Origin of the sequence: Actinacidiphila sp. bgisy167 (assembly GCF_965342175.1) — a bacterium.
Taxonomy (GTDB): domain Bacteria; phylum Actinomycetota; class Actinomycetes; order Streptomycetales; family Streptomycetaceae; genus Actinacidiphila.
Genome location: NZ_CBDRBL010000087.1, coordinates 1 through 22,217, shown reverse-complemented (window position 1 = coordinate 22,217; position 22,217 = coordinate 1). Strand labels below are relative to the sequence as shown.

Here is a 22,217-nt window from a genome sequence, read left to right as displayed (position 1 = left end):
GGACCGCATCTGCTGCCGGTGCGGGCGTCGGCAGGAGCAACGCTGCGGGGCCTGGCGACGGGGCGGCGGCAGTCGGCATGATGGTTCCCTCCTCGTGGCGTACGTCGATACGGCGGGCAGTCGATTCCGCAACGTAGCAAAGTGCTCGGACTGTGCGACAGGTCGGAACCGGTCGCCTCATCTGGTTCACCGCGCGGCGGCCAGGAGGCGCTGCACGTCGTCGGCTGCTGTGTGCAGGCCCAGCCGCTGGTAGATGTCGAGAGCCTCGTGTAGCGGGCCTGCGGTTCGGTCGGACGGGGCGCCGGTGGCTTGGTGGCTGCCGGCGATGCCCTCCAACGCCCGAGCCTCTTCCAGGGGGCAGTGCACGGTACGGGCAAGGGCCAGGGCCTGCTCGTGCTGCTCCTGGGCCGCCGCCGGGGCGCCGGACGCGCGCAGCAGGGCGCCGAGGTGGTTGAGTGCCTCGGCCTCTCCGCAGCGGTTGCCGAGAGCCCGCAGGATCGTCAGGCTTCGCTGTAGGTCCTCGGTGGCGCGGGCGCGTTCGCCCAGCCCGCAGTGGGCAGCACCGAGTTCGGTGAGGGTGGCGGCCTCTCCGGACCGGCTGCCGAGGCTGCGGTAGGCGCCGAGAGCTTCGGTGAGGAGCCTGACCGCCTCGGCGAGGTCGCCGCTCACGCGATGCAGGGCACCCAGGTGCCGGATGCTGTTGGCGCGGCCGTAGTGCTCGCCGAGGGCCGTGAAGTGCTCCAGAGCTTGCGTGTGCGCTGCGCGGGCAGCGTCGAAGTCACCGGTGATCTGTTGCACGGCCCCGGCCTCGTTGAGGGCGTAGGCCTGGTGGGCGCGGTCGTCGAGGTCCTCGTAGATGGCGAGGGCTTCACTGTGGCGCTCTCCGGCCAAGGCGTAGTCGCCGGTCTGGCAGTGCACGATGCCCAGGTCCCGCAAGGAGTTGGCCTCGCCGTAGCGGTCGCCGAGCTCGCGGTACAAGGCGAGGGCCTGGCTCTGGGCTTCCACTGAGTCGTCGAACCGGCTGGTCTGGCGGCGCACCATCCCCAGGTCGGCAAGGGCGTTGGCCTGTCCGAGCCGGTTGCCCAGAGCGCGGTAGAGGGCGAGGGCGTCGGTCTGGGCCTGGGCGGCGTCCTCGTTGTCGCCCGTGAGATACCAGACGATGCCGACCTGGTTCAATGCGTCCGCCTTGCCCTGCTGGTCGCCGACCTCGTCGAACAGGTCGATCGCCTCGCGCAGCGCCTGCACCGCCTCGGGGTAGGCCGCCATGAAACGCCGGATCGCCCCGAGCTCAGCGAGCGCACGGGCCTGGGCCAGGCGGTCGCCGATGTGTCGGGCCGCTTCGGCGGCGGTGTGGTGCAGGCCGGCTGCCTGGTCCCACGGTCCGGCTTGCCGTAAGAAGGGAGCCAGGGCCGCGGCAAGCCGCACGACGATCGGGTGCAGACCGAGCGAGCTCGCGCGCTGGATGCACGCCAGGATGTTGGGCCGCTCGCCCTCCAGCCACATCAGCGCTGCCGGGCGCGACTGCAGGCCAGGAGTCCGTCGGGGGTCGGCACCATCTGCCGTAGCAGGAGGCGTGTCTGCTCCGGCACGGACGATGCGCTCGTTGGCGCCGGCCAAGGCGGCCAGATAGTAGTCGCACACCTGCTCGACTGCTTGCTGCTCCATGACGCTGTCTCCTTCGCCGGCGACGCTGCGGGCGTAGTCGCGCAGCAAGTCGTGCAGGCGGTAGCGACTGCCGGGGTACTCCTCGATCAAATGCGCGTCGTACAGCGCGTCGAGCTGTCTGCGGGCGACATCCACCGAAACCGATCCGAGCGCCGCTGCCACGTAGGCATCGAGCTCGGCGCCCGGGAAGAGACCCAGACAGCGGAAGAAGCGCTGCAACTCGGCGGGGAGATCCCGGTACGACAGATCGAACGCTGCCCCCACCGCACGCTCTCCGGCCCGTAGCTCACCCAACCGGTTCCGTGCCTCCCGAAGCCGGACGAGCAGGTCCTGCGCCGTCCAGGACGGGTGATGCCGCAGCCGCGCCGCCAGCAGCGACACCCCGAGCGGCAGGAAGCCGCACAGCCCCGCCAACTCCTCCAGGACACCGCGCTCGAATGACTCCGCCGGTCGGCCGCTCAGCTGCATGAACAGGTCCACCGCATGCGCCGACGGCAAGGCCTCCACGCTCAGCACCACTTCCTCGCCCGCCGCCAAGCGCCGCCGACTCGTCACCAGCACAAGACATCCGTCGCTGCCCGGGAGCAAGGGCTCCAACTGCCGGTAACTCGCCGCATTGTCCAAGATCAGCAATGCCTTCTTGCCCGCCAGACGGCTGCGCCACATCGCCGCCCGCGCTTCGGTGACCGCCCCGGTATCCGTGCCGACGGGGATCTGCTGCGTCGGCACGCCGGCCGCCGCCAGCAGCGAGGCCAGGGCCTCGCTCGGCTGCACCGGTGTACGCCCGGTGGTGTGGCCGTTGAGGTTCACGAACAACTGACCGTCAGGAAACCGTTCGGACAGCAGATGCCCCGCACGCACGGCGAACGCTGTTTTCCCCACCCCCGGCATCCCGTCGACTACGTGCACGGGCAACGGGCCACCACTCTCCTGCGAAGCCCGCACCGAAAGTGTCAGCGCCTCCAGCTCCGCGGACCGGTCGGTGAACGTTACCGTATCCCGCGGCAGCGACCTCAGAACGAGCGCCGCTTCGGGCAGGTCCGACTCGCGGCCCGGTCCCTGAGCCACAGAGGCCTGCTGACCACTGGGGGCGCTTTGCTCGGAAGCCACGGCCAGGAGCGCGCTCAGGCCGACCAGCACGGCGCCCAGCAGAACGAACGACAACCAGGCATGGTCCTGGAACCACCCCAGCCACCCCGGCCAGCGGGACTGATCCGACACTGCGTTCGTCACCAGGCCCACCAGCAGTGTCGTCACCGCACCGCAACCGGCGAGGGCAGCCACCGCTGCACCGCGTCGAAGCCTCACCGGGTCGCCGTTCCCAGCGTCGCACAGGGCGAATGTCCAGGCCTGTCCGACGCGAACCCAACCGCTTCGACCACGAAGGCACCCCCCGAATACGGCGTCTCAGGGCCAAGACGACCAGAAGTCAGTGACCTTGGTCAAGACCGAGCGAGACGTGCCGAGCCCGGCATCAGGCGCTGGGCAGCGGGAAGCGCGCCCAGACGGATTTGCCGGACGCACCGTAGAGGGTGGTGCCCCACTCCGAGCACAGCGTCGCCACCAGGGCGAGCCCACGGCCGTTCTCGCTCTCGGGGCCGGTCGCCGTCCGAAGCACCGGTAGTTGCTTGCTGCCGTCGCGGACCTCGATGCGAAGGTGCGAGGCCAGCTCCAGCACGACGGTGATGGACGCCGAAACGGAGGCGTGCACCACCGCGTTCGCGGTCAGTTCGCTCACGGTCAGTGCTGCCGCATCGCAGAGGTCCGCGTCGATCCCCCAGTGGCCGAGCAGCCTGGTGATGGCGCGCCGCACCTCGGGCACCCGTTCCTCCGCCGGCAGGAATCCGAAGATCGCGACGCGGTCCGGACCGCCGCTGGAATGAGGCGCTGCGGGCAGGGGTGCCGTGTGGGGGCAATGGCGCGGGGCGTCTGCAGCCGGACTGCCGAAGTGCTGGGTCGTCATGCTGGCCCACCTTGGTGACAGGCGCCATCGCGCCAAATCGGACTCGGGATGTGTCGCATTCAGCAGGATTGGCGGCGTACCGCCCTGCGCCAACGTCCTCGCGTCACCGGTGACGCGGAACCGGTGAGCTGGTCACCGGTTCGCGTTGGACTTTCCGGTTCAGCGCCCGATCCGGGCCGCTCTTCCCCCGGCTGTTCCTACGGTGGTCGCCACGTCACCCGTGGTCACAGAGCAGGAGCAAGTGGGTGGGCCCGAAACGGCATGGACCGTCGTGCGCTGCGGCACTGCGCAGCACGGCCGCTGTGGCGCAGTGGCCGCAGGGCAGGCTGGTCGGGGAGATCGCAGCCTGCTGCGGCGTCAGCAGGCTGCGTGCACACCGTCTCGCCGCCGGTTGGACGCTCGTCGAGTCGGTCGAGGCCTTGCGGCGGATGTGTGAGCGCGAGCAGCTGGTTGCGCCCCGGCTGGACGTCGATCAACTGCGCGTCTGGGAGGCCACCCGGCGTCGCCCCGTCGCGTCGACCATCGACCTGCTCTGCCGCCTCTACCAGACCCATGCGGCGGATCTCGGCCTCGAAGCCACCGTCGACTACACACCCCGGGAATCCATCGCCCAGCGGTGGCGGAGCGGCGAGGGCGCTCTGGACGACGTACGCCGGCAAGTAGACCGCGCCCTGGCATCGGGAACGGTCACCGCCGCGCAACTCGACCTGCTGGAAGAGAGACTGCTCGAGCACCGCCGCCGATACGTCACCCGCCCACCCGAGGCGATGCTCCCCGACCTCGTCGACGACGTCCACGACGTACGCCTGCTCGCCGAGCAGCGGCAGCCGCCCTCCGTGCAGCGCCAGCTGTCGCGCATGCTGGCCTGGCTGGCCACTCTTATCGCGGACGCCCTCATGCGACTCGGCCACCTGCGCTCGGCCTCCGCCTGGTACGCGACCGCCCGCGCCGCCGCGGACGACTGCGCCGAGGCCGACGTGCAAGCCCGCGTCCGCGTACAGGCAGCGATGCTGCCCTACTACTACGGGCCGCTCGACGCCGCGATCCGCCTCACGCGCCAAGCCCAGGAGCTTCTGTCCGGCCGGCCCTGCGAAGCCGGCGCCTTCGCCGCCATCGCCCATGCCCGCGCCCTCGCTCGTCGTGGGGACGCCCCGGGCGCCGACACCGCCCTGCGTACAGCCCGCGAACACTACGACCGCGCCGAACACACACCCGTCGCCGACGCACTCACCTTCCCGGCCCGACGACTCCTCCTCTACACCAGTGGCACCCTCACCTACCTGGGCCGCACCCGCCAAGCCCGCCAAGCCCAGCAGCAGGCGCACGCCCTGTACCCGCCGCAGGGCGGAGGTATCGACCCGGCGCTGCTGCACCTGGAGGAGGCGATCTGCCTGGTGGCCGAACGCAGCCCAGCCGACGCCTGCCGGCTCGCAGCCGCCACCTACCTCGCCCTGCCTCCCGAGCAACGCACCCGGATCATCACCATCCGCACCCGCCACGTTCTGGACGCCCTCCCACCACGCCTGCGCCTGACCCGTCCGGCGCGAGAACTTGGCGAGATTCTGGCTCTCCCCCCTGCACGCACGTGACAGCACCCGCGTACCTCGGTCAGCCTGGCGGCATGGCTGCCACGCGCCCCGGAGGTTTCCATCCGTCAGAGCTGCGCGCCCTTCTTTTTCACGCTTGCCGTACGGCCGGTCTCGACGCCCGTGGCGCGGTGCTGCTGCGTGGACAGACCAACGCCGTCTTCCGGCTCGCCGTGGAGCCGGTGCTGGTGAAGATCGCCCGGTACGGCACCCCGATCGTGGATGTCCAGCACACCGTCGAGCTCGTCCGATGGCTGATGGCCACCGGATTTCCCACGGCCCCGCTGCACCCGGTGCCGCAGCAGCCCGTCGTCGTCCACGGGCACGCCGCCACCTTCTGGACCTACCTTCCGCAGCCCGGGACGGCGGTACCGGCCGAGGGGCTCGCCAAACCGCTCGGCACGCTCCATACCGCACCACCGCCCCCCGTTCCCCTGCGCCGCCTGGACGCCATCACCGCCATCCGCGCATCCCTCGCCCAGACCAGCGTGCTTCCGGCATCGGCCGTCGAGTTCCTGAACGCCCAGGCGGACCGCCTGGAAACGGAACTCGCACACGTGACCTACGAATTGCCCGAAGCGCTGCTCCACGGCGACCCTCAGCACGGCAACGCCTTGCACGCGCACGGCGGCCCAGTGCTCTGCGACTGGGACAGCGCTGTCATCGGCCCTCCTGAGTGGGACCTCGTGACCGTCGAAGTCCACTGCCGCCGCTTCGGGTACGGGACGGACCACTACCGGCGCTTCGCGGACACCTACGGCTGGGACGTCACCGCCTGGAGCGGATACCGGCTCCTGCGCGATCTGCGCGAGCTGCGCATGATCACCACCAACGCCCGCAAGGCGATCCATGCCCCGCAGAGCGTCGACGAAGTTCAGCGTCGCGTCGCCGCGCTCCAGAGGGCGGATACAGGGTCCCGCTGGAACATCCTCTGACGGGCACGCTCGAGGGCTGATCGTTTGCGTCGTCGGCTCGAAGCGGCGCAGCCAAGAGCCCCTCGATCACCGGTGCACGACAGCCATAAGTGCTTGAAAGAGCTGGTGAGAGCGGGCTTCCGCTCTTCCCGTGCCCACGGTGTCGTGGTCGCACCCGCACCGCGACCACAGGGAGGCCCTGCCGTGGCACCGACCCTCTTCACTGCCGCCTTGCTGCTGCCGTTCGTACCGACAGCCGGCCCGTTCACGCTCACCGCAGCCCGCGACTGCGTCCGTCCCGGCCGCGGCCGACACCGCCGCGTCACACGGGCCCGCCACGCCGCCCACGGAGGCCGGCGATGACCATCCGCCGTCTACCCGCCGGATCGGCAAACGTCCTCTGGCGCTGGACGAGCTGCACCCCCGGCGCACCGGCCCAAGCCCGCACCGCCCTACGCTGCGCCCTCGACCTGCTCGGCTACGACGGAGAGACGGTCAGCGACGCCGTGCTGGCGGTCTCGGAACTGGTGGCCAACGCCACCGAACACGCGCCCGGACCGTACGAGCTGCGGCTGCGCCGCGCGGACGGAGCGCTTCTCTGCGAAGTCGAGGATCAAGATCCGCGCATCCCGAAGATTCCCGAGTTTCCGGCCGTGCTGCCGTTCGCCCCGGCGGCGGAACACAGGGGCGGTGGTCTGGCAGTCCTGTGCAGTCTGCTCTCCGAACGGGGGCGTGGCCTGCACATCGTCCACGAACTCAGCGGCGGGGCCTGGGGCTTCCGAAGCCGGCGAAAGACGAAGGTGGCCTGGGTGGCGCTTCCCGTCCCGTGTGGACCGGACGGCTCCGCGCAGCCCCCACACCCCCGGACGGGTGAACTCTGGGTGCAGAAGGAACGGACTGATGTAGCTTTGCGTGAACCCCGATAGCTGAACGTAGCGATCTTTGAAAGTGGGGGCAGATGCGGGCACTTCGGATTCCTCGGGTGGCAGTTCTGAGCGCGGGCGCGGCCCTGCTCGCGCTCTCCGCCTGCTCTGTAGGCGGGAGTTCGGAACAACCTGCTGTCGAGAAGGGCGATCCACTCCAGTCGACGTCTGAACAACCGCGGGTAAGCCAGGAGGAACGCGCGGCGCTGAAGGCGTATCGCGGCATGTGGAACGACCTGACCGCGGCCGCCGCCGAGGCGGATCCGAAGTCGCCGCTGCTGGACGATCACGCTTCCGACGGAGCCCTGCTGCTGCTCAGGTACGGCATGGAGAAGGCCCGGAAGGAGAACGTCGTCTCGAAGGGGGCGCCGCGCATCGACCCCGAGGTGCTCAGCGCGACCGCTGACAAGGTGACGTTACGGGACTGCGTCGATGGCACGCACTGGCTCCAGTACAGGAAGTCGGGCGAGCTGAAGAACGATGTGCCCGGCGGACACGGCGCGGCGGATGCCACGGTGAGTCTGCGGGACGGGGTTTGGAAGGTCTCGAAGCTGTACCTGCATGAGACCGGTACATGCTGAGCCGCTCCGAGGCCTTGACCCGACTCCTGCCGCTGGTGGTCGGCCTGATCATTCAAGGCACTGTGGGAATGGCGGCGCCCGCGAGCGCGGACGACGGACGCGGCTTCCTCTCCGGTGTCGCCTGCTCGAATGGCGGCTGCCAGGTACGGGCGGCGACCCGGCCCCGTGCGCAGCCCCGTAAACAGCCGGTTCCGTCCCGGATGCGGCACCGCGCTCCCGTAAGGGGTGTGCGGACACGGACGGCGCCGCAGCAGCAGTGGATGGTGATGGACCTCGAGGGCAGGGGGCTGCTGACCGACGATCGCGCGCCGCGGAAGGGGCGTCCGTCAGCGCCGCCGCCCTCGGCAGAGGAAGTGGCCCGGCAGGTCGTCCGGCAACTCGTCCTGCCCGAGCCGGTGATCCGGATGAGCCCGGACGAGGAGGCGGCCCAGGTGGTGCACGTGCCGACGTGGCTGTGGGTCGACCGGTCGGTGTGGCGGCCGGTGTCGAAGACGGCGCAGGTGCCGGGCATGACCGTGACGGCGACGGCGACACCACGGGCCGTGGAGTGGTCGATGGGAGACGGCGCGACGGTGGTGTGCGCGGGCCCGGGGACCCCGTACGCGACGAAGTTCGCGGCCGCTTCGGGCTCCCCGGACTGCGGTCACACCTACGCACGGTCCTCGGCCGGGCAGCCGGAGGAGGCGTTCCCCGTGCGGGCGGCGATCACCTGGGACGTCGTCTGGCGCGGTGATGGCCGGTCGGGCGTGATCCGGGGGTTGCGGTCGGCGACACGGATACCGGTGAAGGTGACCGAGGTGCAGGCCCTCGTGGTGGACCGAGGGCGGCGCGGGTAGCGCGGCATCGGATTCCGCGGCGGGTGGGTGCTCGTCGTGTTGGTGAACTTCGTGATGTGTGAGGTGAGTCATGGGTACCCCTTTGCCTTCTTCGGCCGAGAAGCGGCCGCAGGGCGGGTGGGCGCGGGTGCGTGCGCAGGTGCCGTTGAGGCCGGGTGGTGGACCGGGGCCGCGTCCGCCGGACGGAGGCGGTGGCGGAGGCCTGGTGCGGCGTCGGCCGGCGCTGGTGTGGCTCGGGGCGACGGTTGTGATCGCCTGCGCCGTGGGGTTCGCTGCACTGCTCGGGCAGGCGGGCCGGAAGACCCCGGTACTGGTGGTCGTCCGGCCGGTGCCGGCCGGGCAGGTGCTGGCGCAGAGCGACCTGCGGAAGGTCGAGTTGGGGGTGGCGGACGCGGCGGGTCACGTCGTACCCGCGGCGCAGGCGGCCTCGGTGGTGGGGAAGGTGGCCACGGTGCCGCTGGTGGCCGGGTCGTTGCTGGCACCGGAGCAGGTGGGGGAGTCGTCGGAGTATCCGCCGCAGGGCCGGTCGCGGGTGTCGTTCGCGGTCGGTGCGGGTGACCTGCCTGCGGGTGTGACGGTCGGGCAGCGGGTCGCGGTGCTGCCGGGCAGGTTTGACGCCGAGGGAGGTGCCGGCTCGGCGGACGCTGAGGAGCCTCTGGTCGGGGTGGTCACCGATGCCATCCCCGGTGAAGGTGCGTCGGAGCCGACGGTGCTCTCGATGCTCGTGGACACTGCGGCGGCGCGGCGGGCTGTTCGTGTGGACAAGCCGCACGTGGTGGTGCTGAGTCCGGTCGGCCGGGAGGTGCCCTGATGCGGAAGCTGGTGGCGGTGGCGTCGGTGAAGGGTTCGCCCGGCGTGACGACGTTGGCGTTGGCAGTGGCGGCGAACTGGCCGGCGGCGGATCCGGTGCGGCCGCTGGTGGTCGAGGCCGATCCGGCGGGCGGTGATGTGGCTGCCCGGTTCGGGTTGCCGGAGGCCCCCGGGCTGACGGCGCTGGCCGCGGCGGTGCGCAGGAACGCGGCGCCGCACGTGGTGCAGGAGTGCGTTCAGATGCTGCCGGGAGGGGTTCGGGTGGTTGCCGGGCCTGCGGGCGCCCAGCAGGCTGCGGCGGCGGTGGGCCTGTTCGCCGACGGTGGGGGATTCGAGGCCTTGCGCGGCGGACCGGACGAGACGGGAACGGGGCTGCTGGACATCGGGCGCCTGCAGGCGCCGGTTATGCCCTTGGTACAGGCGGCCGATGTGCTGCTGGTGGTGACCCGCGGCGGCGTCGACGCACTGGCCCATGTCGCGGCGCAGGCCGGTGATTTGCATGGTGCGGCGGCCCGGGTGGAGTTGGTGGTGGTCGGGCCGACGCCCTATGCGTCGTCGGAGATCGGTGCGGCGCTGGGGATCGAGCGGGTGCACGCCGTGCCCTGGGATCCGCGGACGGCTGACGTGCTCTCGGGGCGGGCCGGCACAGGGCCGCGGAGGCGTCGCCCTTCACCGTTGGCCCGTGCGGCGAGCCACCTCGGCTGGCACCTGGCTGCCCTGACAGACCATGCGGCGGGCGGACTGGGCCGGGACCTCGCGCATCTGGCGGCGCCGTCCGTCCCGCTGCCGACGCCTCGGCAGGACGTAGACACCGCGGTGGAGGCGGGTGAGGCGCGGTGACAGCAGGAGCCGAGCCGGAGACCCTGGCGCAGGGCGAGGAGGACGGAGAGCGGCAGATGGCCGACTGGCTGCGTGCGCGGGTGGCCGGCCGGATGGCCGGCTATGCGCACGTCAGAGCGGAGGCGGGCCTGCCTGCCGAGGATGTGGAGCGGCGGCGGTCGGTCGTACGCCGTCTGTTGACGGAGGAGCTGGACGCCTACACCGCAGAGCAACTGAAAGCTGGGCGAGCCGCGCTGGGTGCGGCGGCCGAGGACAGGATCAGCCAGGTGGTGCTGGACGCACTGTTCGGGCTGGGGCCGCTGGAGGCGCTGCTCGCGGATAACCGGGTGGAGAACATCGCGGTCAATGGCGCCGACACGGTCTGGGTGCGGTACGCGGACGGCCGCAAGGAACGAGCCGAGGCGCTGGCGGCCTCCGATGAGGAGCTGATCGGTCTGGTTCGGCAGATCGCGGCGCGTGCCGGCGTGGAGGAGCGGCGCTTCGACCGCGGGATGCCCCGACTCAACATCTGCCTGCCGGACGGGTCGCGAATGTTCGCGGTGATGGCGGTGACCGGCCGGGTGTCCCTGTCGATCCGGCGGCACCGCTTCCGTACGGCGACGCTGCCCGACCTGGTGCGACTGGGAGTCTGCGACGACGCCCTGGCGAACTTCCTGGGCGCGGTGGTGCGTGCCCGGCGCAACGTGATCATCGCGGGCGGCACCAACGTGGGGAAGACCACGGTGCTGCGGGCACTGGCGTCGGCGATCCCGCCCGATGAGCGGCTTGTGACGATCGAGGACACCTTCGAGCTCGGCCTGGACCATGACCCGGCGCATCCGGACGTGGTGGCGATGCAGGCCCGCGAGCCCAACATCGAGGGCGAAGGCGTCATCGACCAGGCGGAACTGGTCCGGTGGGGACTGCGCATGTCGCCGGACCGGGTCATCGTCGGAGAGATCCGGGGCGCCGAGGTGGTGCCGATGTGCAACGCCATGTCCCAGGGCAACGACGGGTCGCTGTCCACTATCCACTCCTCCACCTCGCGCGGGGTGTTCACCAAGCTGGCCGCATACGCGGCCCAGTCCCCGGAGCGGCTGTCGTTGGAGGCGACGAACCTGCTGGTGGCGTCGGCGGTCCACTTCGTCGTCCACCTCGGCTGGGACGCCGACGGGCGTCGGGTCGTGGACTCGGTACGCGAGATCGTCGACGCCGACGGCGCACAGGTCATCTCCAACGAGGTGTACCGGCCGGGGCCGGACGGTCGCGCGGTGCCGGCGACCCCGTTGCGGAGCGAGACCCTTCAGGACCTGCTGGCCGCCGGGCTCGACGAGCGCGGGCTGCGCGAGCAGCGGTGGGGACGGACCGCATGAGCCATGAGGTGCTGACGGCGCTGCTGCTCGGCGCCGGTACGGGGACCGGGTGCTGGCTGATCGCGAGCGGCGCCCTTCGCCGCGAAAGCGCCGACAGCGGCGCACCGAGCCCGTGGACGTGGTGCAGGCGGCTGGGCAGGATGTGGGGAGGGCGGCGCGTGGTCGCCGCCGTGCTGTCCGGGGTGCTGGCGGGTGCCGCGACCGGCTGGCCGGTCGGCGGTCTGCTGGCCGGACTGGCGGTGGCGGTGCTGCCCGGCGTACTGCAGCGGGACCGGCAGGCGGCCGCCCGCACGGAGAAACTGGAGGCGGTGGCGGTCTGGGCGGAGATGCTGCGCGACACCCTGTCGGCCGCCGCCGGCCTCGAGCAGGCGATCCTGACCACCGCGCCCTTGGCGCCGCCCGCGGTGCGGACGGAGACGGTGGCCCTGGCAGCGCGGGTCGAGGAGGGACAGCCGCTGGGCGCCGCGCTGCGGGACTTCGCCGACGACGTTGCCGATCCGGTGGCCGACACCGTGGTGGCGGCGCTTGTGATGGCGGCCGAGCGGCAGGCCCGGCAACTCGGCCCGCTGCTGGGCTCGCTGGCCGCGGCCACACGCGAGCAGGTCGCCATGCGCCTGCGCATCGACGCCGGGCGGGCCCGGGTCCGTACCTCCGTGCGCGTCATCACCGCCACCACCGTGGGGATGGCGGCCGGCCTCGTCGTCCTCAACCGGCCCTACCTCGAACCGTTCTCCTCACTGGAGGGACAACTGGTGCTCGCCGTGATCGGGCTGCTGTTCGCCGCCGGGTTCGCCTGGCTGATGAAGATCGCCCAGTTCGCCGAGGAACCACGCATCCTCGCCCCGGGCTCCGTGGGCGCGTTTCCGGCACAGGGGAAGGCGGCAGTGCGGTGATCGCCCTCGTCCTCGGCGCCTCCTTCGGTGCCGGCCTGCTCACTCTCGTCTACGGGATGCGCCCGCCCCGCCCCTCACTGGCCGCGTCTCTTGCCGCGCTGCACCGGCCAGCCCAGCCGGTGAGGACGCCCGCCTCAAGCACCGGCAGTCAGGGCGGCTGGTCGGCCCGGCTCGGACGGCGGGGCGTACCGGCGCTGCGCGCCCTGGGGCTGCCGACCGCCGCGTTGCGCGCGGACCTCGCCATCATGGGCATCGACACCGAACGCCACCTGGCGGAGAAGGCCGCTGCCGCTGTGGTCGGGCTCATCACTCCGCCCGCGCTGCTCGCCGCTCTCGGCCTGGCGACCGGAACGGGGATCGACTGGTGGATTCCCTCCTGGGCGGGACTGTCCTGCGCCGCGATCATGTTTCTCGCCCCGGATCTTGCGGTGCGTGCCAAGGCAGGCCGACGGCGCGCCGAACTCCGGCACACCCTGGCGGTCTTTCTCGACCTTGTCGTCATCGCGCTCGCCGGAGGGGCCGGTGTCCAGCAGGCACTGACCGACGCGGCTGCCGCACCACAGGGTTGGGCCGCATCCCAGCTGCGCCGCGCTCTGTCCACTGCGGAGTTGACCCGCAGCAGCGTGTGGGACGAGTTCGATGCTCTCGGCCGACGCACCGGCGTGCGGGAACTGCGTGAGCTGGCCGCCACCGTCGGGCTCGCGGGCAGCGAAGGCGCCCGCATCCGTACCTCGCTGGAAGCCAAGGCCGCGGCGATGCGCGGCCGCCGCCTCGCCGAGGCGGACGGCGCCGCCCAGTCCGCGACCGAACGCATGTCCCTGCCGGTGGTGCTGAAGTTCGCCGCCTTTCTGCTCTTCATCGGCTACCCGGCTCTGGCCAACGTCCTGACCGGCCTGTAGCCGGCCCGCATCGTACGAAGGAGTGCTCCTGTGAACTCGTTGCTTCGCCCCCTCTTCGCCCAGCTGCGCTGCCAGACGGCACGACTGAGGCGCCGCATGCGCGAGGACGGCGGCTACTCGACCGAGACCGTCATCGTCACCGCCCTGCTGGCTCTTCTGGCCCTGGCAGTCGTGGGGATCATCGCCGCCAAGGTCACCAGCAAGGCCAATGGCATTGACCTCGGCTGATCGGCAGCCCGTGACGACGGCGATCCTGCCGCCGGCTGCCTGCCGCGCCAGGCGGCGGCGCGGCCGCGGGGACCGGGGCGCGGTGGCGACGGAGACCGTCATCACCGTGCCACTGGTCCTGTTCCTCTTCCTGCTGATCGTGCAGTTCGCACTCGCCGAGCACGCTCAGCACATCGCGCAGACCGCAGCGTCCCGCGCGCTCGCCACGGCCCGCACGCAGGGCGGCAGTGCCGCCGCCGGACGGTCCCGCGCCGAGGAGACGCTGGACAGGCTCGGCCACGCCGTCCTGCAGGACCCGCAGATCACCGTGACCCGCACCAGCCGTACTGCGGCCGTACGTGTCCACGGCACCGTGCAGCAGGTGGTCCCGGGATTCCACCTGGCGGTCACCGGCTATGCCGGCGGCGCCGTCGAACACTGGTCCACGGCAGGGAGGTGAGCATGGACAACATCGCCCGGTCCATCCGCCCGGACGGCACCCCGGCCCGGAAGCGGTGGAGAGACGAGCACGGCTCCGCGGCCACGGAACTCGTCGTCGTCACTCCACTGCTCGTGCTCCTTCTGCTCGTTGCGGTCTCGCTCGGGCGGATGGCCGCGGCCCGCCTCAAGGTCGACGACGCCGCCCACCAGGCCGCCAGAGCCGCCTCCCTCGCCCGCAGCCCGGCCACCGCCCAGCAGGCCGCACACGCGACCGCCGAAGCCGCCCTGCACAGCGCAGGCGCTTCCTGCGCACGCGTGGCAACGACGGCGCAGGTCGGCCGCCTTGCCCCGGGTGGCACGGTGCGGGTCCGTGTTGCCTGCACGGCGGCACTGGTGGGCTCCGGGCTGCCCGGCCAGCTCACCGTGGCCACCACCGCGAGCTCGGTCGTGGACACCTACCGCGGGAGCAGTCGGTGAGCGTGCGACGACATCGCTCGTGGAGGCGAGGGGACGGCGGGCAGACCACCGCGATGGTGGTGATCGCCATCGCGGGTCTGTTCCTGTTCGCGGGGCTGGTCCTCGACGGCGGGCTCGCGCTGGCCGGCAAGGTCGCCGCAGCGGACGCCGCTCAGGAGGCTGCCCGCAGCGGCTCACAGCAGATCGACCTCGCGTATCTGCGCGCCACCCAACGCATTCGCCTCGACCGGCAGCGCGCCGCAGCCGCAGCCCGCGACTACGTCCAGGCCACCGGGAACAGCGGCCGCGTCCACACGGACGGCGACACCGTCACCGTGACCGTGACGCACCGGCAACGCACGCAGATCCTTTCGCTGGTCGGCATCCGCGAGCTGGCGACCACGGCCGAGGCCACCGCCCGCCCCGAACGCGGCATCACCACGCCTTGGACGCGCCAGGAGCCGAGACCGTGAGTACCTTCACCCCCGTCGTGCCCGGCCGACTGCGCGCCTTCGTACGGCTCACTGCCTCGGCCACCGCCCTCCTTCTCGTCGTCGCCGGAGTGCCCAGCGTGCTGGTCGCCGCTGTGGGAATTCCCTGGCCTGAACCAGCGTTCTCTGCAAGGGACTTGCTGGGACGCCTTGCACAACCGCTCAGCGACACTCTGGTCGTCGAACTCCTGGCCCTGGTCGGTTGGGCGTGCTGGGCGGCCTTCCTCATCAGCCTCTCCGCAGAAGCCGCCTGGACGCTCCGGCACCTGTCCCTCCTTCGCCGCAACCAGGCGTTGCTCCGCGACCACGCCCGCACCCTGCCCGCGCACCGCGCCGCCGCCGCACTGCTCATCGGCACCCTTCTGGTGTCCTGGGCCGCAGCCTGGCACCCTGCTCCCGCCCAGGCATCTCCGGCCGACGGCACGGCGGGACTCCGGCCCGCTACGCAGGCCGCCGCACCACGCCATCCGAGCGCACCGACCCGCGCTGAGACGACCCGTCTACCTGCCGAGAATCTCACCGTCCCCTACGTGGTCGCGCCCGGCGACACCCTCTGGGACATCGCCCGCGCGCACCTCGGTGATCCACTGCTCTGGCCGCGGATCTACAAGCTCAACCACGGGCAGGTTCAGGCAGACGGTCGACGCCTCAGCGACCCCGACGACATCCACCCGGGCTGGGTCCTACGCCTCCCTGCCCGTGCCGAACAGCCAACTGCCCCCGCTCGGCCGCGCCCCGAGGCGCCGTCCGCTGCCGCAGACGACGACCGGCCTTCATCCCACCAGCCCTCGGCTTCAGACGCGCCGCGCCCTGCCGGAGACGAAGCCGCGGAAACCCGCGACGAGCAACGCCCCAGTGCCTCGGAGAGGGCCCACCCTGTCGCCGCTCGGTCCGTCACCATCGGCGTCGGGGCTGCGTCGGCCATCGGCATCACCACAGCCGCCGGCATCGCCACCGCCCTGGCGTTCGCCCGCGCCCACCAACGCCGCCGACGGCAACCGGACCTCACCGCCCCGCCGCCACGCCCGCTGCCCAGGGCCGTTCATATGGCCAACACGGCCTTCCTCGCCCAGGCACACGAGGAGAACGACTCGGAAGGCACGCTGACACGGCATTCCGCTCCTGCCGAACCGGCCGCGCCCGGAGCCGTCATGTGCGCGACCCGCGGCGGCCGCGAAATCTCCGTCGACGCCCTCGCAGTCCCCGGAGGAATCGCTTGGAGCGGTCCGGGAGCGGACGCTGCCGCACGCGCCCTGGCCATCGCTGTTCTCGGCGCCGCGCAACGCCTGCGCCCGGAGCCTCCGCGCGCCCGCCTGCTGATCCCCACCGCCGCAGCCGCCCGCCTGCAGATCGACACCGACGGCGGCCTCGCTGCCTGCACCCTGACCCGCGACTGCGAACACGCCCTGGACCTGGTCGAACAGTCCCTCTTGCACCACGCTCGCCTCGCCGACACAGGCGACGACCACGACCACGCCCCCGAGCCGGACCGTCCTTCGCCGCCGATGTCGATCCTGCTCGCGGATGACCACCCGGACACCCGCGACCGACTTGGCGCCGTTGCCCATCGCTGTGCCCCGGGTGTTCTCGCCGTCATCGTCCTGGGCACGGACGACTGGCCTCACCATGCCTGCGTTACAACCGACGGAACTCTCACTCCGAGCAACCCGGCCGACGTCCCGGCACTTCGCGACGTCAACCTGTTCACCCTCGCTCCCCATCCGGCGAGCGAACTACTCGACGTCCTTCACAGCGCTCACGACCGCACTCCGTCGGTGGAACGCCGCGATCAGCGGCAGCCCGTCCACATCGTTCCTATTCCTCCGCCTACTCCACCCACTGCAGACCGAGATTTTGCGGCAGTGCATAATTCCACCACCACTGCCTTGTCACGGCAGACAGGGCATGCGGAAGATCCGAGAAAGCCCGTGACGGTGCGCCTGCTCGGTGGATTTCGCATCTACGCGGGATCGACAGGAAAGGAATTCGGGTTCGGTCTGCGAGGACAGGCCCGGGAATTCATCGCCCTGCTGGCCGCGCACCCCCGTGGAATCCGCGGGGAAGAAATCGTCGAGCACCTACGCATGTCGGCCGATCCCGAGCAGGCCAACAGGGAACTGGGCAATCTACGTCGGGCCGTAAGACGCAGCCTCCGCCAGGCCACCGGAGCGCACCAGGCGGCCTTCCTCGTACGCTCGGGCGACCGCATCCGCCTCGACCCGGTCCTCATCTCCACCGACGTCGAGACCTTCCTCGACATGCTCCGGGGGGCGACAGCCGGCCGAGACGAGGCCGAGCGCGCCACCAGCCTCCAGGCTGCGGTCGACGCATACGGAGGCCCTCTGTGCGAAGGAGCCGACTACACCTGGGCCGACGGCCTGCGCGAAACCCTCCACCGCAAAGCCGTCGACGCCCTCGTCCTCCTGGCCGACCACACCGCCACTCTCAACGCTGGCGACCCGGACCAGGCTCTCGCGCTACTGGACAAGGCCGCCGACTGGGACCCGTACAACGAGCCCGTCTATCAGCGCATCATCCGCCTCCAACTTGCCGCAGGCCGTGACGACGCCGCCCAGCGCACCTACCAGCTCCTGACCAGACGGCTGGCAGACATCGAGGTCGATCCTGACCCGGTCACCACCGCTCTCCTGAGGCGTCGGCACCACCCCGCCGCCGCCCGCTGACGAACCGCCGGCCACGGAGTCGTCAGGCCCGCACCCCGTCCTCAGAGTCGTCCAGCCATCCCCGTCGACTCGGGTGTCCTGCTTGGGCAGGACACCCCTGGCCGGCCCGAAGCCGCAGGTCAGGGCCTGAACTGCCCCTGGCCGACCGGGCCGACTGCATATCGGTGCAAGTCTCTGCCCCGATCTGCGGACGTCGGCCCCCGCCTGCCTGCCGTGCGATGTCGCGTCAGTGCCCACACCGTCCCCTCACATCCGCATCCCATCCCCACCTTTCCCTTCGCCGACCCCAGGGCAGACGCGGCGTCACCCAGGCGAAGCCGAGGGTGACGCCGTGTTGCCGGGCCGTGTTGCCGGGCCGTGTTGCCGGGCCGTGTTGCCGGGCCGTGTTGCCGGGCCGTGTTGCCGGGCCGTGTTGCCGGGCCGTGTTGCCGGGCCGCGTCGCAGGTAGAACCGACTGCGGATCGGTCGACGTCTTGCCATTTCACGACCAAACCCCTCGTGCTGCCCCAATTCCACGACGCCAAGCGTCGTCAATTCACGAGAATTCCAGCATTTCCCAGCCTGTATTCCGCTTCAGGAGTTCCGTGTGTCGAGATATATTTGAATTGCATCAAGGGGGGCGGGAGGTGGCGAATCTCCCGAAACTTCACGCGACTTTCACCTCGGGTGGAGTGCGGCCAAAATTCGGAGGAATTGGAATGGAATTCACCGGCGAAGTCAAGACGTGCGATCGGTGCCCAGCGCTTACCGGGATGGTGATTGCGTCCGAGGCGCGGGTCGCCCGCAGTGCGGACGACGACAACGCCCGCGTCATTCCCCGCATCCCCCGACCCCGCAAGCCGCAGGACCCCCCTCTTCACCCGCCTCGGCGGCCCAGCGTGCCGCCGCAGACTCCGCCCGCCGACCGGTGACAGAGCACCCCGCACCCCCGATCCGCCTGCCTGCCACCACGTACGAAAGGGAATCCCTGCGATGACGACCGCACCCCAGCCTGCAGCCGCCGCATCCTCCGCCTCGCCGGGGCCGAAGGCCCGCCCGGGGGAGCTGCGCGCCCGGATCGCCCAGGTCCTCGCCGGTAACACAGCCGGACACTTCACCGTCACGGAACTCGCCCGGACACTCGGGCATTCCGGAGGCGCGGTCGGCAACGCCTGCGAAACGCTGGTCGCGCGGGGCGAGGCTGAGCGGATCGGCACCCAGCCACGCACATACCAGGCCACACCCACGACCGCCGCCGCTGCGCAGCAAGCCCCCCGGGCGTCCACCGCCCACGGACCAGGCGCACCGGTCCCGCCCCAAGCCGCGCCAGTGGCACCGCCGCGTCCGCAACCCGGCGGGCGACCCGCCCCCGTCATGCGCCCCAACGGACAGCCCTACCACCCTCGGGCACTGGCCGACCTCCCCGATGTCGAGGCGCTGTGCAAACTACGCGAGGCGAGCGTGCCGGTTCTGCTGTACGGCCCCCCGGGCACGGGGAAGACCTCCCTGATCGAGGCCGCCTTCCCCGACCTGATCACCGTCGCGGGGGACGGAGACACCACGGTCGGCGACCTGATCGGCGAATACACCCAAGCCCAGCACGGCGGTTACGAGTTCATCTACGGTCCGCTGGTCACGGCGATGCAGGAGGGCCGGGCCCTGCTCCTCGACGACGCGACACTGATCTCGCCGAAGGTGCTGGCCGCCTTGTATCCGGCGATGGACGGACGCAGGCAGATCCAGGTCAAGGCGCACAAGGGCGAGACGATCACGGCCGCCGACGGCTTCTACGTCATCGCCGGTCACAACCCGGGCGTGCACGGCGCGGTCCTCACCGAAGCCCTCGCCAGCCGGTTCAGCGTGCAGATCCAGGTGGGCTCCGACTACGACCTCGCCGCCGCCTTGAAGGTCAACCGGACGGCGGTGCGGATCGCCCGGCACCTCGCCATGGGTCAGCAGGCCGGGGAACTCGGTTGGGCTCCGCAACTACGGGAACTGATCGCGTTCCAGAAGATCGCAGACGTCCTCGGCAACGACGCCGCCTTCGCCAACCTCGTAGGCATCGCACCCCTGGAGGACCGCGACACGGTCGCCGAAATCGTCGCTAAAGCGCTCGGCAGGCCCGTCACCGCTCTGGCCCTGGGCCGCCAGCTCTGACCTCCGGTCCCGGCCCGCCGCCCACCGGCGGCGGGCCGGACCCCCAATCCCGCTTGATCCTTTGAGAAAGGACCGAACCGCCATGCCCGCACACGCCCACACCGCCCACGTCCAGCACACCCCACCTGCGGTGACCGAAGCCGAGTCGGCGGTCTGCCGGTGGGAGGACGACGGCGGCCCCGCCTACGAACCGTGCCCCGCCCCGCAATCCGGGCACTGGCTGCGGATCTCCGCCGCACTCACCGACCGCCTGCCCGAACTTGCCGAACGTGAGGACGTGATCGTCACCTGTCAGCACGGCACCCGCTCTGGTGCCCCTGCCGCCTTCTTCCCCGCGACGGCCGCCCTGGAAATCGACGCCGCCCTCTTCGCCCCGCACCGCCCGGCCACCATCAATCCGGCCCGACTCGGCGACGAGGAACGTTATCCGCTGGCCTGGGGTGCCCTGGTTCATGAAGCCGCCCACGCCGCCCACAGCCACTGGAACACCCCACCTGCCCTGCGTGGCACCGCCCTTCACGCGGCGGCGGACATGCTGGAGGAATCCCGCGCCGAACACGCCCACCTCACCCGCCGCTCTGGTGACCGCCCCTATCTGCGCGCCGCCGTCCACACCCTGCTTCTGGACGAGTTCACCGCGCAGACCCCCACCGACCGATGGCGTGCCGCCTACGCCGCGGGACTGCTCCTCGCCCGGCGCGACGCCGGAATCCTCGACCCCGACGAGACCGAACCCGTGGAAACCGCCGTCACCGGCATCCTCGGCACCGACCTCCTGGACACCATCGCCGCGATCTGGACCGCCGCCCACGGCACTGGCGACCACGACGAGCAGACGATGCTCGCCCACGCCCGCGCCTGGTGTGAAGTCCTCGGTGCCGATCCCACAGGGCCGGAGCCCGCTCCCGGCCCGGCTGACGGACACGCCGGTGAACTGGCCGAAGCCGTCGGCAAGGTCGTGGGCGCCGTACAAGCGAACGACACCGCACGGGCCAACGCTGCAGCACGGGTCGATGTCGCCCGGACCGCCCGCGTGCAGGCCAAAGCAGCGCAGGCCGCACATGACCGGCGCGCCGCCGCAACAGCCGACAAGGTATTCGCCCCCGGCGCCCGTCCCCACACCCCCGGCACGCTGCCCAGCGGCGTCAAGCTGGTATCGCCGGTGGCCGGCACCCGGCCACCCACGGCGGCCGAGAAGTCCGCCGCCGGACAACTCGCCCGCGCACTCCGGGCCGCCGCCTACCGCGAACCCGTTGCCATCCGCAGCGCCTCGGCAGTGCCGCCCGGCCGCCTCAACATGCGCGGCGCCCTCGCCCGGGACGCCCAGAAAGCCGCAGGCGCCACCCCCACCGCCCTGCCCTGGACTCGCACCCAGCATCGCCCTGCCCCGGCACCACCCCTGCGGGTGGGCATCGCCGTCGACGTCTCCGGTTCCATGAAGGCCGCCACCACCCCCATCGCCTCCGCCGCATGGATCCTCGCCAAAGCCACCGCACTGACCGACCCGGACTCCCACGCTGCCACCGTCGCCTACGACGCATCCCTGACCGCCATCACCGCCCCCGGCCGCGCACCGGCCCAGGTCACCGAGTTCGCCGCCACCGGCCTGGGCCACAGCCTCGCCGAAGCCATCGACGCCCTCAGCGCCCGCCTCGAACTGACCCACCCCGGACGCGGACGGCTCCTCGTCATCGCCTCCGACGGCTACTACCGCCCCCGCGAAACCGCCCCCGCCGCCGAGCGCATCAAAGCTCTCCGCGCCGCCGGATGCGCGGTGCTGTGGCTCGCCTTCGCCCCCGACCCCCGCCCTCTCCCCGGCGCCACCCTCCTCGAACTCGCCCACCCCGCCCACGCCGCCGCCGCAATCGGCGCGGCCGCCACCACTGCCCTCGCGACCGCCCGCATCTGACCCGGGGCCGCGCCGTCCGCCGGACGCCGCGGCCCCGGAACGCCTCCAGCTCAAGGCACCGAGTCACCCGGCCAACCACGCCCGAACAACCCCGTACAACAGGAACGAGAGCCAATGACCGCCAACCCCACCAACCATGCCCACGACGCTGCCACGCCGAACACCTGCCAGAACGCTTCCACCACCGCCCCCGTGCAGCCGGATGGCCAGCCGCCCGCGCCCCCGACTGCGCGCGCCGCTGAACTGGACACCCCGCTGCCGTTCGCACCCCGGCGCCCTGTTGGAGCTTGCCCATGCAGCTGCAACCGCGGCGGCTTCTGCGGCGGATGTGGGCACGCCGGATGCAGCCGCGGCTGACAGGCCGCGTTTGGCGCCGGCCTCCAGACTGCGGTGTAGGAGCAGTGGGGGAAGCCGTGCGCCGGCCCAGAGGGTTGGGTGCCACCAGATACCCGGCTACGCCTACAAGAATCGTCGCAGCAGCAATCATGACCCTGAGCTTCGAGCGTGATCGCTTGGCGTAGCAATGTGGAGGACTGCGGCGTCGCCTACTCGACCCGGCAGCCTGCAACTCGGTGGAGCGCTGACTGCTCCAGAACGGTCATGTCGCTCCGGAGCGGGCCTCCTCTGCTGG

19 protein-coding genes are annotated in these 22,217 nt (G+C 71.4%); 17 read left to right on the top strand and 2 right to left on the bottom strand.

Annotation, left to right across the window (positions count from 1 at the left end; all coding sequences use genetic code 11):
- Positions 1 to 186: 186 nt before the first annotated feature.
- Both haaT and ACRWND_RS25885 read right to left on the bottom strand, forming a co-directional pair.
- On the bottom strand, positions 187 to 2,922 hold the full coding sequence (gene haaT, locus ACRWND_RS25890; RefSeq protein ID WP_431953459.1) for a cyclophane-containing RiPP biosynthesis TPR protein HaaT: 2,736 nt from the start codon (positions 2,920 to 2,922) through the stop codon (positions 187 to 189).
- A gap of 217 nt (positions 2,923 to 3,139) precedes the next feature.
- Positions 3,140 to 3,628 carry an ATP-binding protein gene (locus ACRWND_RS25885; RefSeq protein WP_431953457.1) on the bottom strand — a complete coding sequence of 163 codons (489 nt, stop codon included), beginning with the start codon at positions 3,626 to 3,628 and terminating at the stop codon, positions 3,140 to 3,142.
- 302 nt (positions 3,629 to 3,930) lie between these two features.
- Between ACRWND_RS25885 and ACRWND_RS25880 the strand changes: the two genes are divergently transcribed.
- From ACRWND_RS25880 to ACRWND_RS25800, 17 genes are all read left to right on the top strand, one after another.
- Positions 3,931 to 5,217 carry a hypothetical protein gene (locus ACRWND_RS25880; RefSeq protein ID WP_431953455.1) on the top strand — a complete coding sequence of 429 codons (1,287 nt, stop codon included), beginning with the start codon at positions 3,931 to 3,933 and terminating at the stop codon, positions 5,215 to 5,217.
- A 32-nt stretch (positions 5,218 to 5,249) separates the two neighbouring features.
- Positions 5,250 to 6,149, top strand: coding sequence for a phosphotransferase family protein (locus ACRWND_RS25875; protein ID WP_431953453.1), 900 nt, complete (start codon positions 5,250 to 5,252; stop codon positions 6,147 to 6,149).
- A gap of 338 nt (positions 6,150 to 6,487) precedes the next feature.
- On the top strand, positions 6,488 to 7,054 hold the full coding sequence (locus ACRWND_RS25870; protein WP_431953451.1) for an ATP-binding protein: 567 nt from the start codon (positions 6,488 to 6,490) through the stop codon (positions 7,052 to 7,054).
- A 56-nt stretch (positions 7,055 to 7,110) separates the two neighbouring features.
- On the top strand, positions 7,111 to 7,632 hold the full coding sequence (locus ACRWND_RS25865; protein WP_431953449.1) for a hypothetical protein: 522 nt from the start codon (positions 7,111 to 7,113) through the stop codon (positions 7,630 to 7,632).
- Between the two features lie 227 nt (positions 7,633 to 7,859).
- Positions 7,860 to 8,468 carry a hypothetical protein gene (locus ACRWND_RS25860; RefSeq protein ID WP_431953447.1) on the top strand — a complete coding sequence of 203 codons (609 nt, stop codon included), beginning with the start codon at positions 7,860 to 7,862 and terminating at the stop codon, positions 8,466 to 8,468.
- A gap of 205 nt (positions 8,469 to 8,673) precedes the next feature.
- Complete coding sequence (locus tag ACRWND_RS25855) at positions 8,674 to 9,279, top strand: SAF domain-containing protein (RefSeq protein WP_431953445.1); 606 nt, start codon at positions 8,674 to 8,676, stop codon at positions 9,277 to 9,279.
- The gene (locus tag ACRWND_RS25850; protein WP_431953443.1) at positions 9,279 to 10,118 is read left to right on the top strand and encodes a hypothetical protein; all 840 of its coding nucleotides are present in this window, start codon (positions 9,279 to 9,281) and stop codon (positions 10,116 to 10,118) included. Before ACRWND_RS25855 ends, ACRWND_RS25850 begins: the two co-directional genes overlap by 1 nt.
- Before the next feature lie 56 nt (positions 10,119 to 10,174).
- On the top strand, positions 10,175 to 11,470 hold the full coding sequence (locus ACRWND_RS25845; protein ID WP_431953467.1) for a CpaF family protein: 1,296 nt from the start codon (positions 10,175 to 10,177) through the stop codon (positions 11,468 to 11,470).
- The gene (locus tag ACRWND_RS25840) at positions 11,467 to 12,363 is read left to right on the top strand and encodes a type II secretion system F family protein (RefSeq protein WP_431953441.1); all 897 of its coding nucleotides are present in this window, start codon (positions 11,467 to 11,469) and stop codon (positions 12,361 to 12,363) included. Before ACRWND_RS25845 ends, ACRWND_RS25840 begins: the two co-directional genes overlap by 4 nt.
- The gene (locus ACRWND_RS25835) at positions 12,360 to 13,262 is read left to right on the top strand and encodes a type II secretion system F family protein (protein ID WP_431953439.1); all 903 of its coding nucleotides are present in this window, start codon (positions 12,360 to 12,362) and stop codon (positions 13,260 to 13,262) included. Before ACRWND_RS25840 ends, ACRWND_RS25835 begins: the two co-directional genes overlap by 4 nt.
- A gap of 30 nt (positions 13,263 to 13,292) precedes the next feature.
- Entirely contained in the window at positions 13,293 to 13,490 is a 198-nt protein-coding gene (locus ACRWND_RS25830; RefSeq protein WP_431953437.1) for a hypothetical protein, read from the top strand.
- Positions 13,491 to 13,572: 82 nt separating this feature from the next.
- The gene (locus ACRWND_RS25825) at positions 13,573 to 13,929 is read left to right on the top strand and encodes a TadE/TadG family type IV pilus assembly protein (protein WP_431953435.1); all 357 of its coding nucleotides are present in this window, start codon (positions 13,573 to 13,575) and stop codon (positions 13,927 to 13,929) included.
- 2 nt (positions 13,930 to 13,931) lie between these two features.
- The gene (locus tag ACRWND_RS25820; RefSeq protein ID WP_431953433.1) at positions 13,932 to 14,387 is read left to right on the top strand and encodes a TadE/TadG family type IV pilus assembly protein; all 456 of its coding nucleotides are present in this window, start codon (positions 13,932 to 13,934) and stop codon (positions 14,385 to 14,387) included.
- Positions 14,384 to 14,839, top strand: coding sequence for a pilus assembly protein TadG-related protein (locus tag ACRWND_RS25815; RefSeq protein ID WP_431953431.1), 456 nt, complete (start codon positions 14,384 to 14,386; stop codon positions 14,837 to 14,839). Before ACRWND_RS25820 ends, ACRWND_RS25815 begins: the two co-directional genes overlap by 4 nt.
- A gap of 548 nt (positions 14,840 to 15,387) precedes the next feature.
- A complete protein-coding gene (locus ACRWND_RS25810; protein ID WP_431953429.1) occupies positions 15,388 to 17,541 on the top strand; it encodes a BTAD domain-containing putative transcriptional regulator in 2,154 nt (717 codons plus the stop codon).
- A 972-nt stretch (positions 17,542 to 18,513) separates the two neighbouring features.
- Positions 18,514 to 19,677, top strand: coding sequence for an AAA family ATPase (locus ACRWND_RS25805; protein ID WP_431953427.1), 1,164 nt, complete (start codon positions 18,514 to 18,516; stop codon positions 19,675 to 19,677).
- 82 nt (positions 19,678 to 19,759) lie between these two features.
- Positions 19,760 to 21,586 (top strand): VWA domain-containing protein, encoded by a 1,827-nt coding sequence (locus tag ACRWND_RS25800; protein WP_431953425.1) that lies wholly within the window; start codon positions 19,760 to 19,762, stop codon positions 21,584 to 21,586.
- Positions 21,587 to 22,217: the final 631 nt, after the last annotated feature.

Excerpts from the sequence above, each read along its gene's own strand:
- ACRWND_RS25885 (WP_431953457.1), bottom strand. The coding sequence starts at position 3,628 with ATGACGACCCAGCACTTCGGCAGTCCGGCTGCAGACGCCCCGCGCCAT.
- ACRWND_RS25875 (WP_431953453.1), top strand. The coding sequence starts at position 5,250 with ATGGCTGCCACGCGCCCCGGAGGTTTCCATCCGTCAGAGCTGCGCGCC.
- ACRWND_RS25870 (WP_431953451.1), top strand. The coding sequence starts at position 6,488 with ATGACCATCCGCCGTCTACCCGCCGGATCGGCAAACGTCCTCTGGCGC.
- ACRWND_RS25850 (WP_431953443.1), top strand. The coding sequence starts at position 9,279 with ATGCGGAAGCTGGTGGCGGTGGCGTCGGTGAAGGGTTCGCCCGGCGTG.
- ACRWND_RS25845 (WP_431953467.1), top strand. The coding sequence starts at position 10,175 with ATGGCCGACTGGCTGCGTGCGCGGGTGGCCGGCCGGATGGCCGGCTAT.
- ACRWND_RS25840 (WP_431953441.1), top strand. The coding sequence starts at position 11,467 with ATGAGCCATGAGGTGCTGACGGCGCTGCTGCTCGGCGCCGGTACGGGG.
- ACRWND_RS25820 (WP_431953433.1), top strand. The coding sequence starts at position 13,932 with ATGGACAACATCGCCCGGTCCATCCGCCCGGACGGCACCCCGGCCCGG.
- ACRWND_RS25805 (WP_431953427.1), top strand. The coding sequence starts at position 18,514 with ATGACGACCGCACCCCAGCCTGCAGCCGCCGCATCCTCCGCCTCGCCG.
- ACRWND_RS25800 (WP_431953425.1), top strand. The coding sequence starts at position 19,760 with ATGCCCGCACACGCCCACACCGCCCACGTCCAGCACACCCCACCTGCG.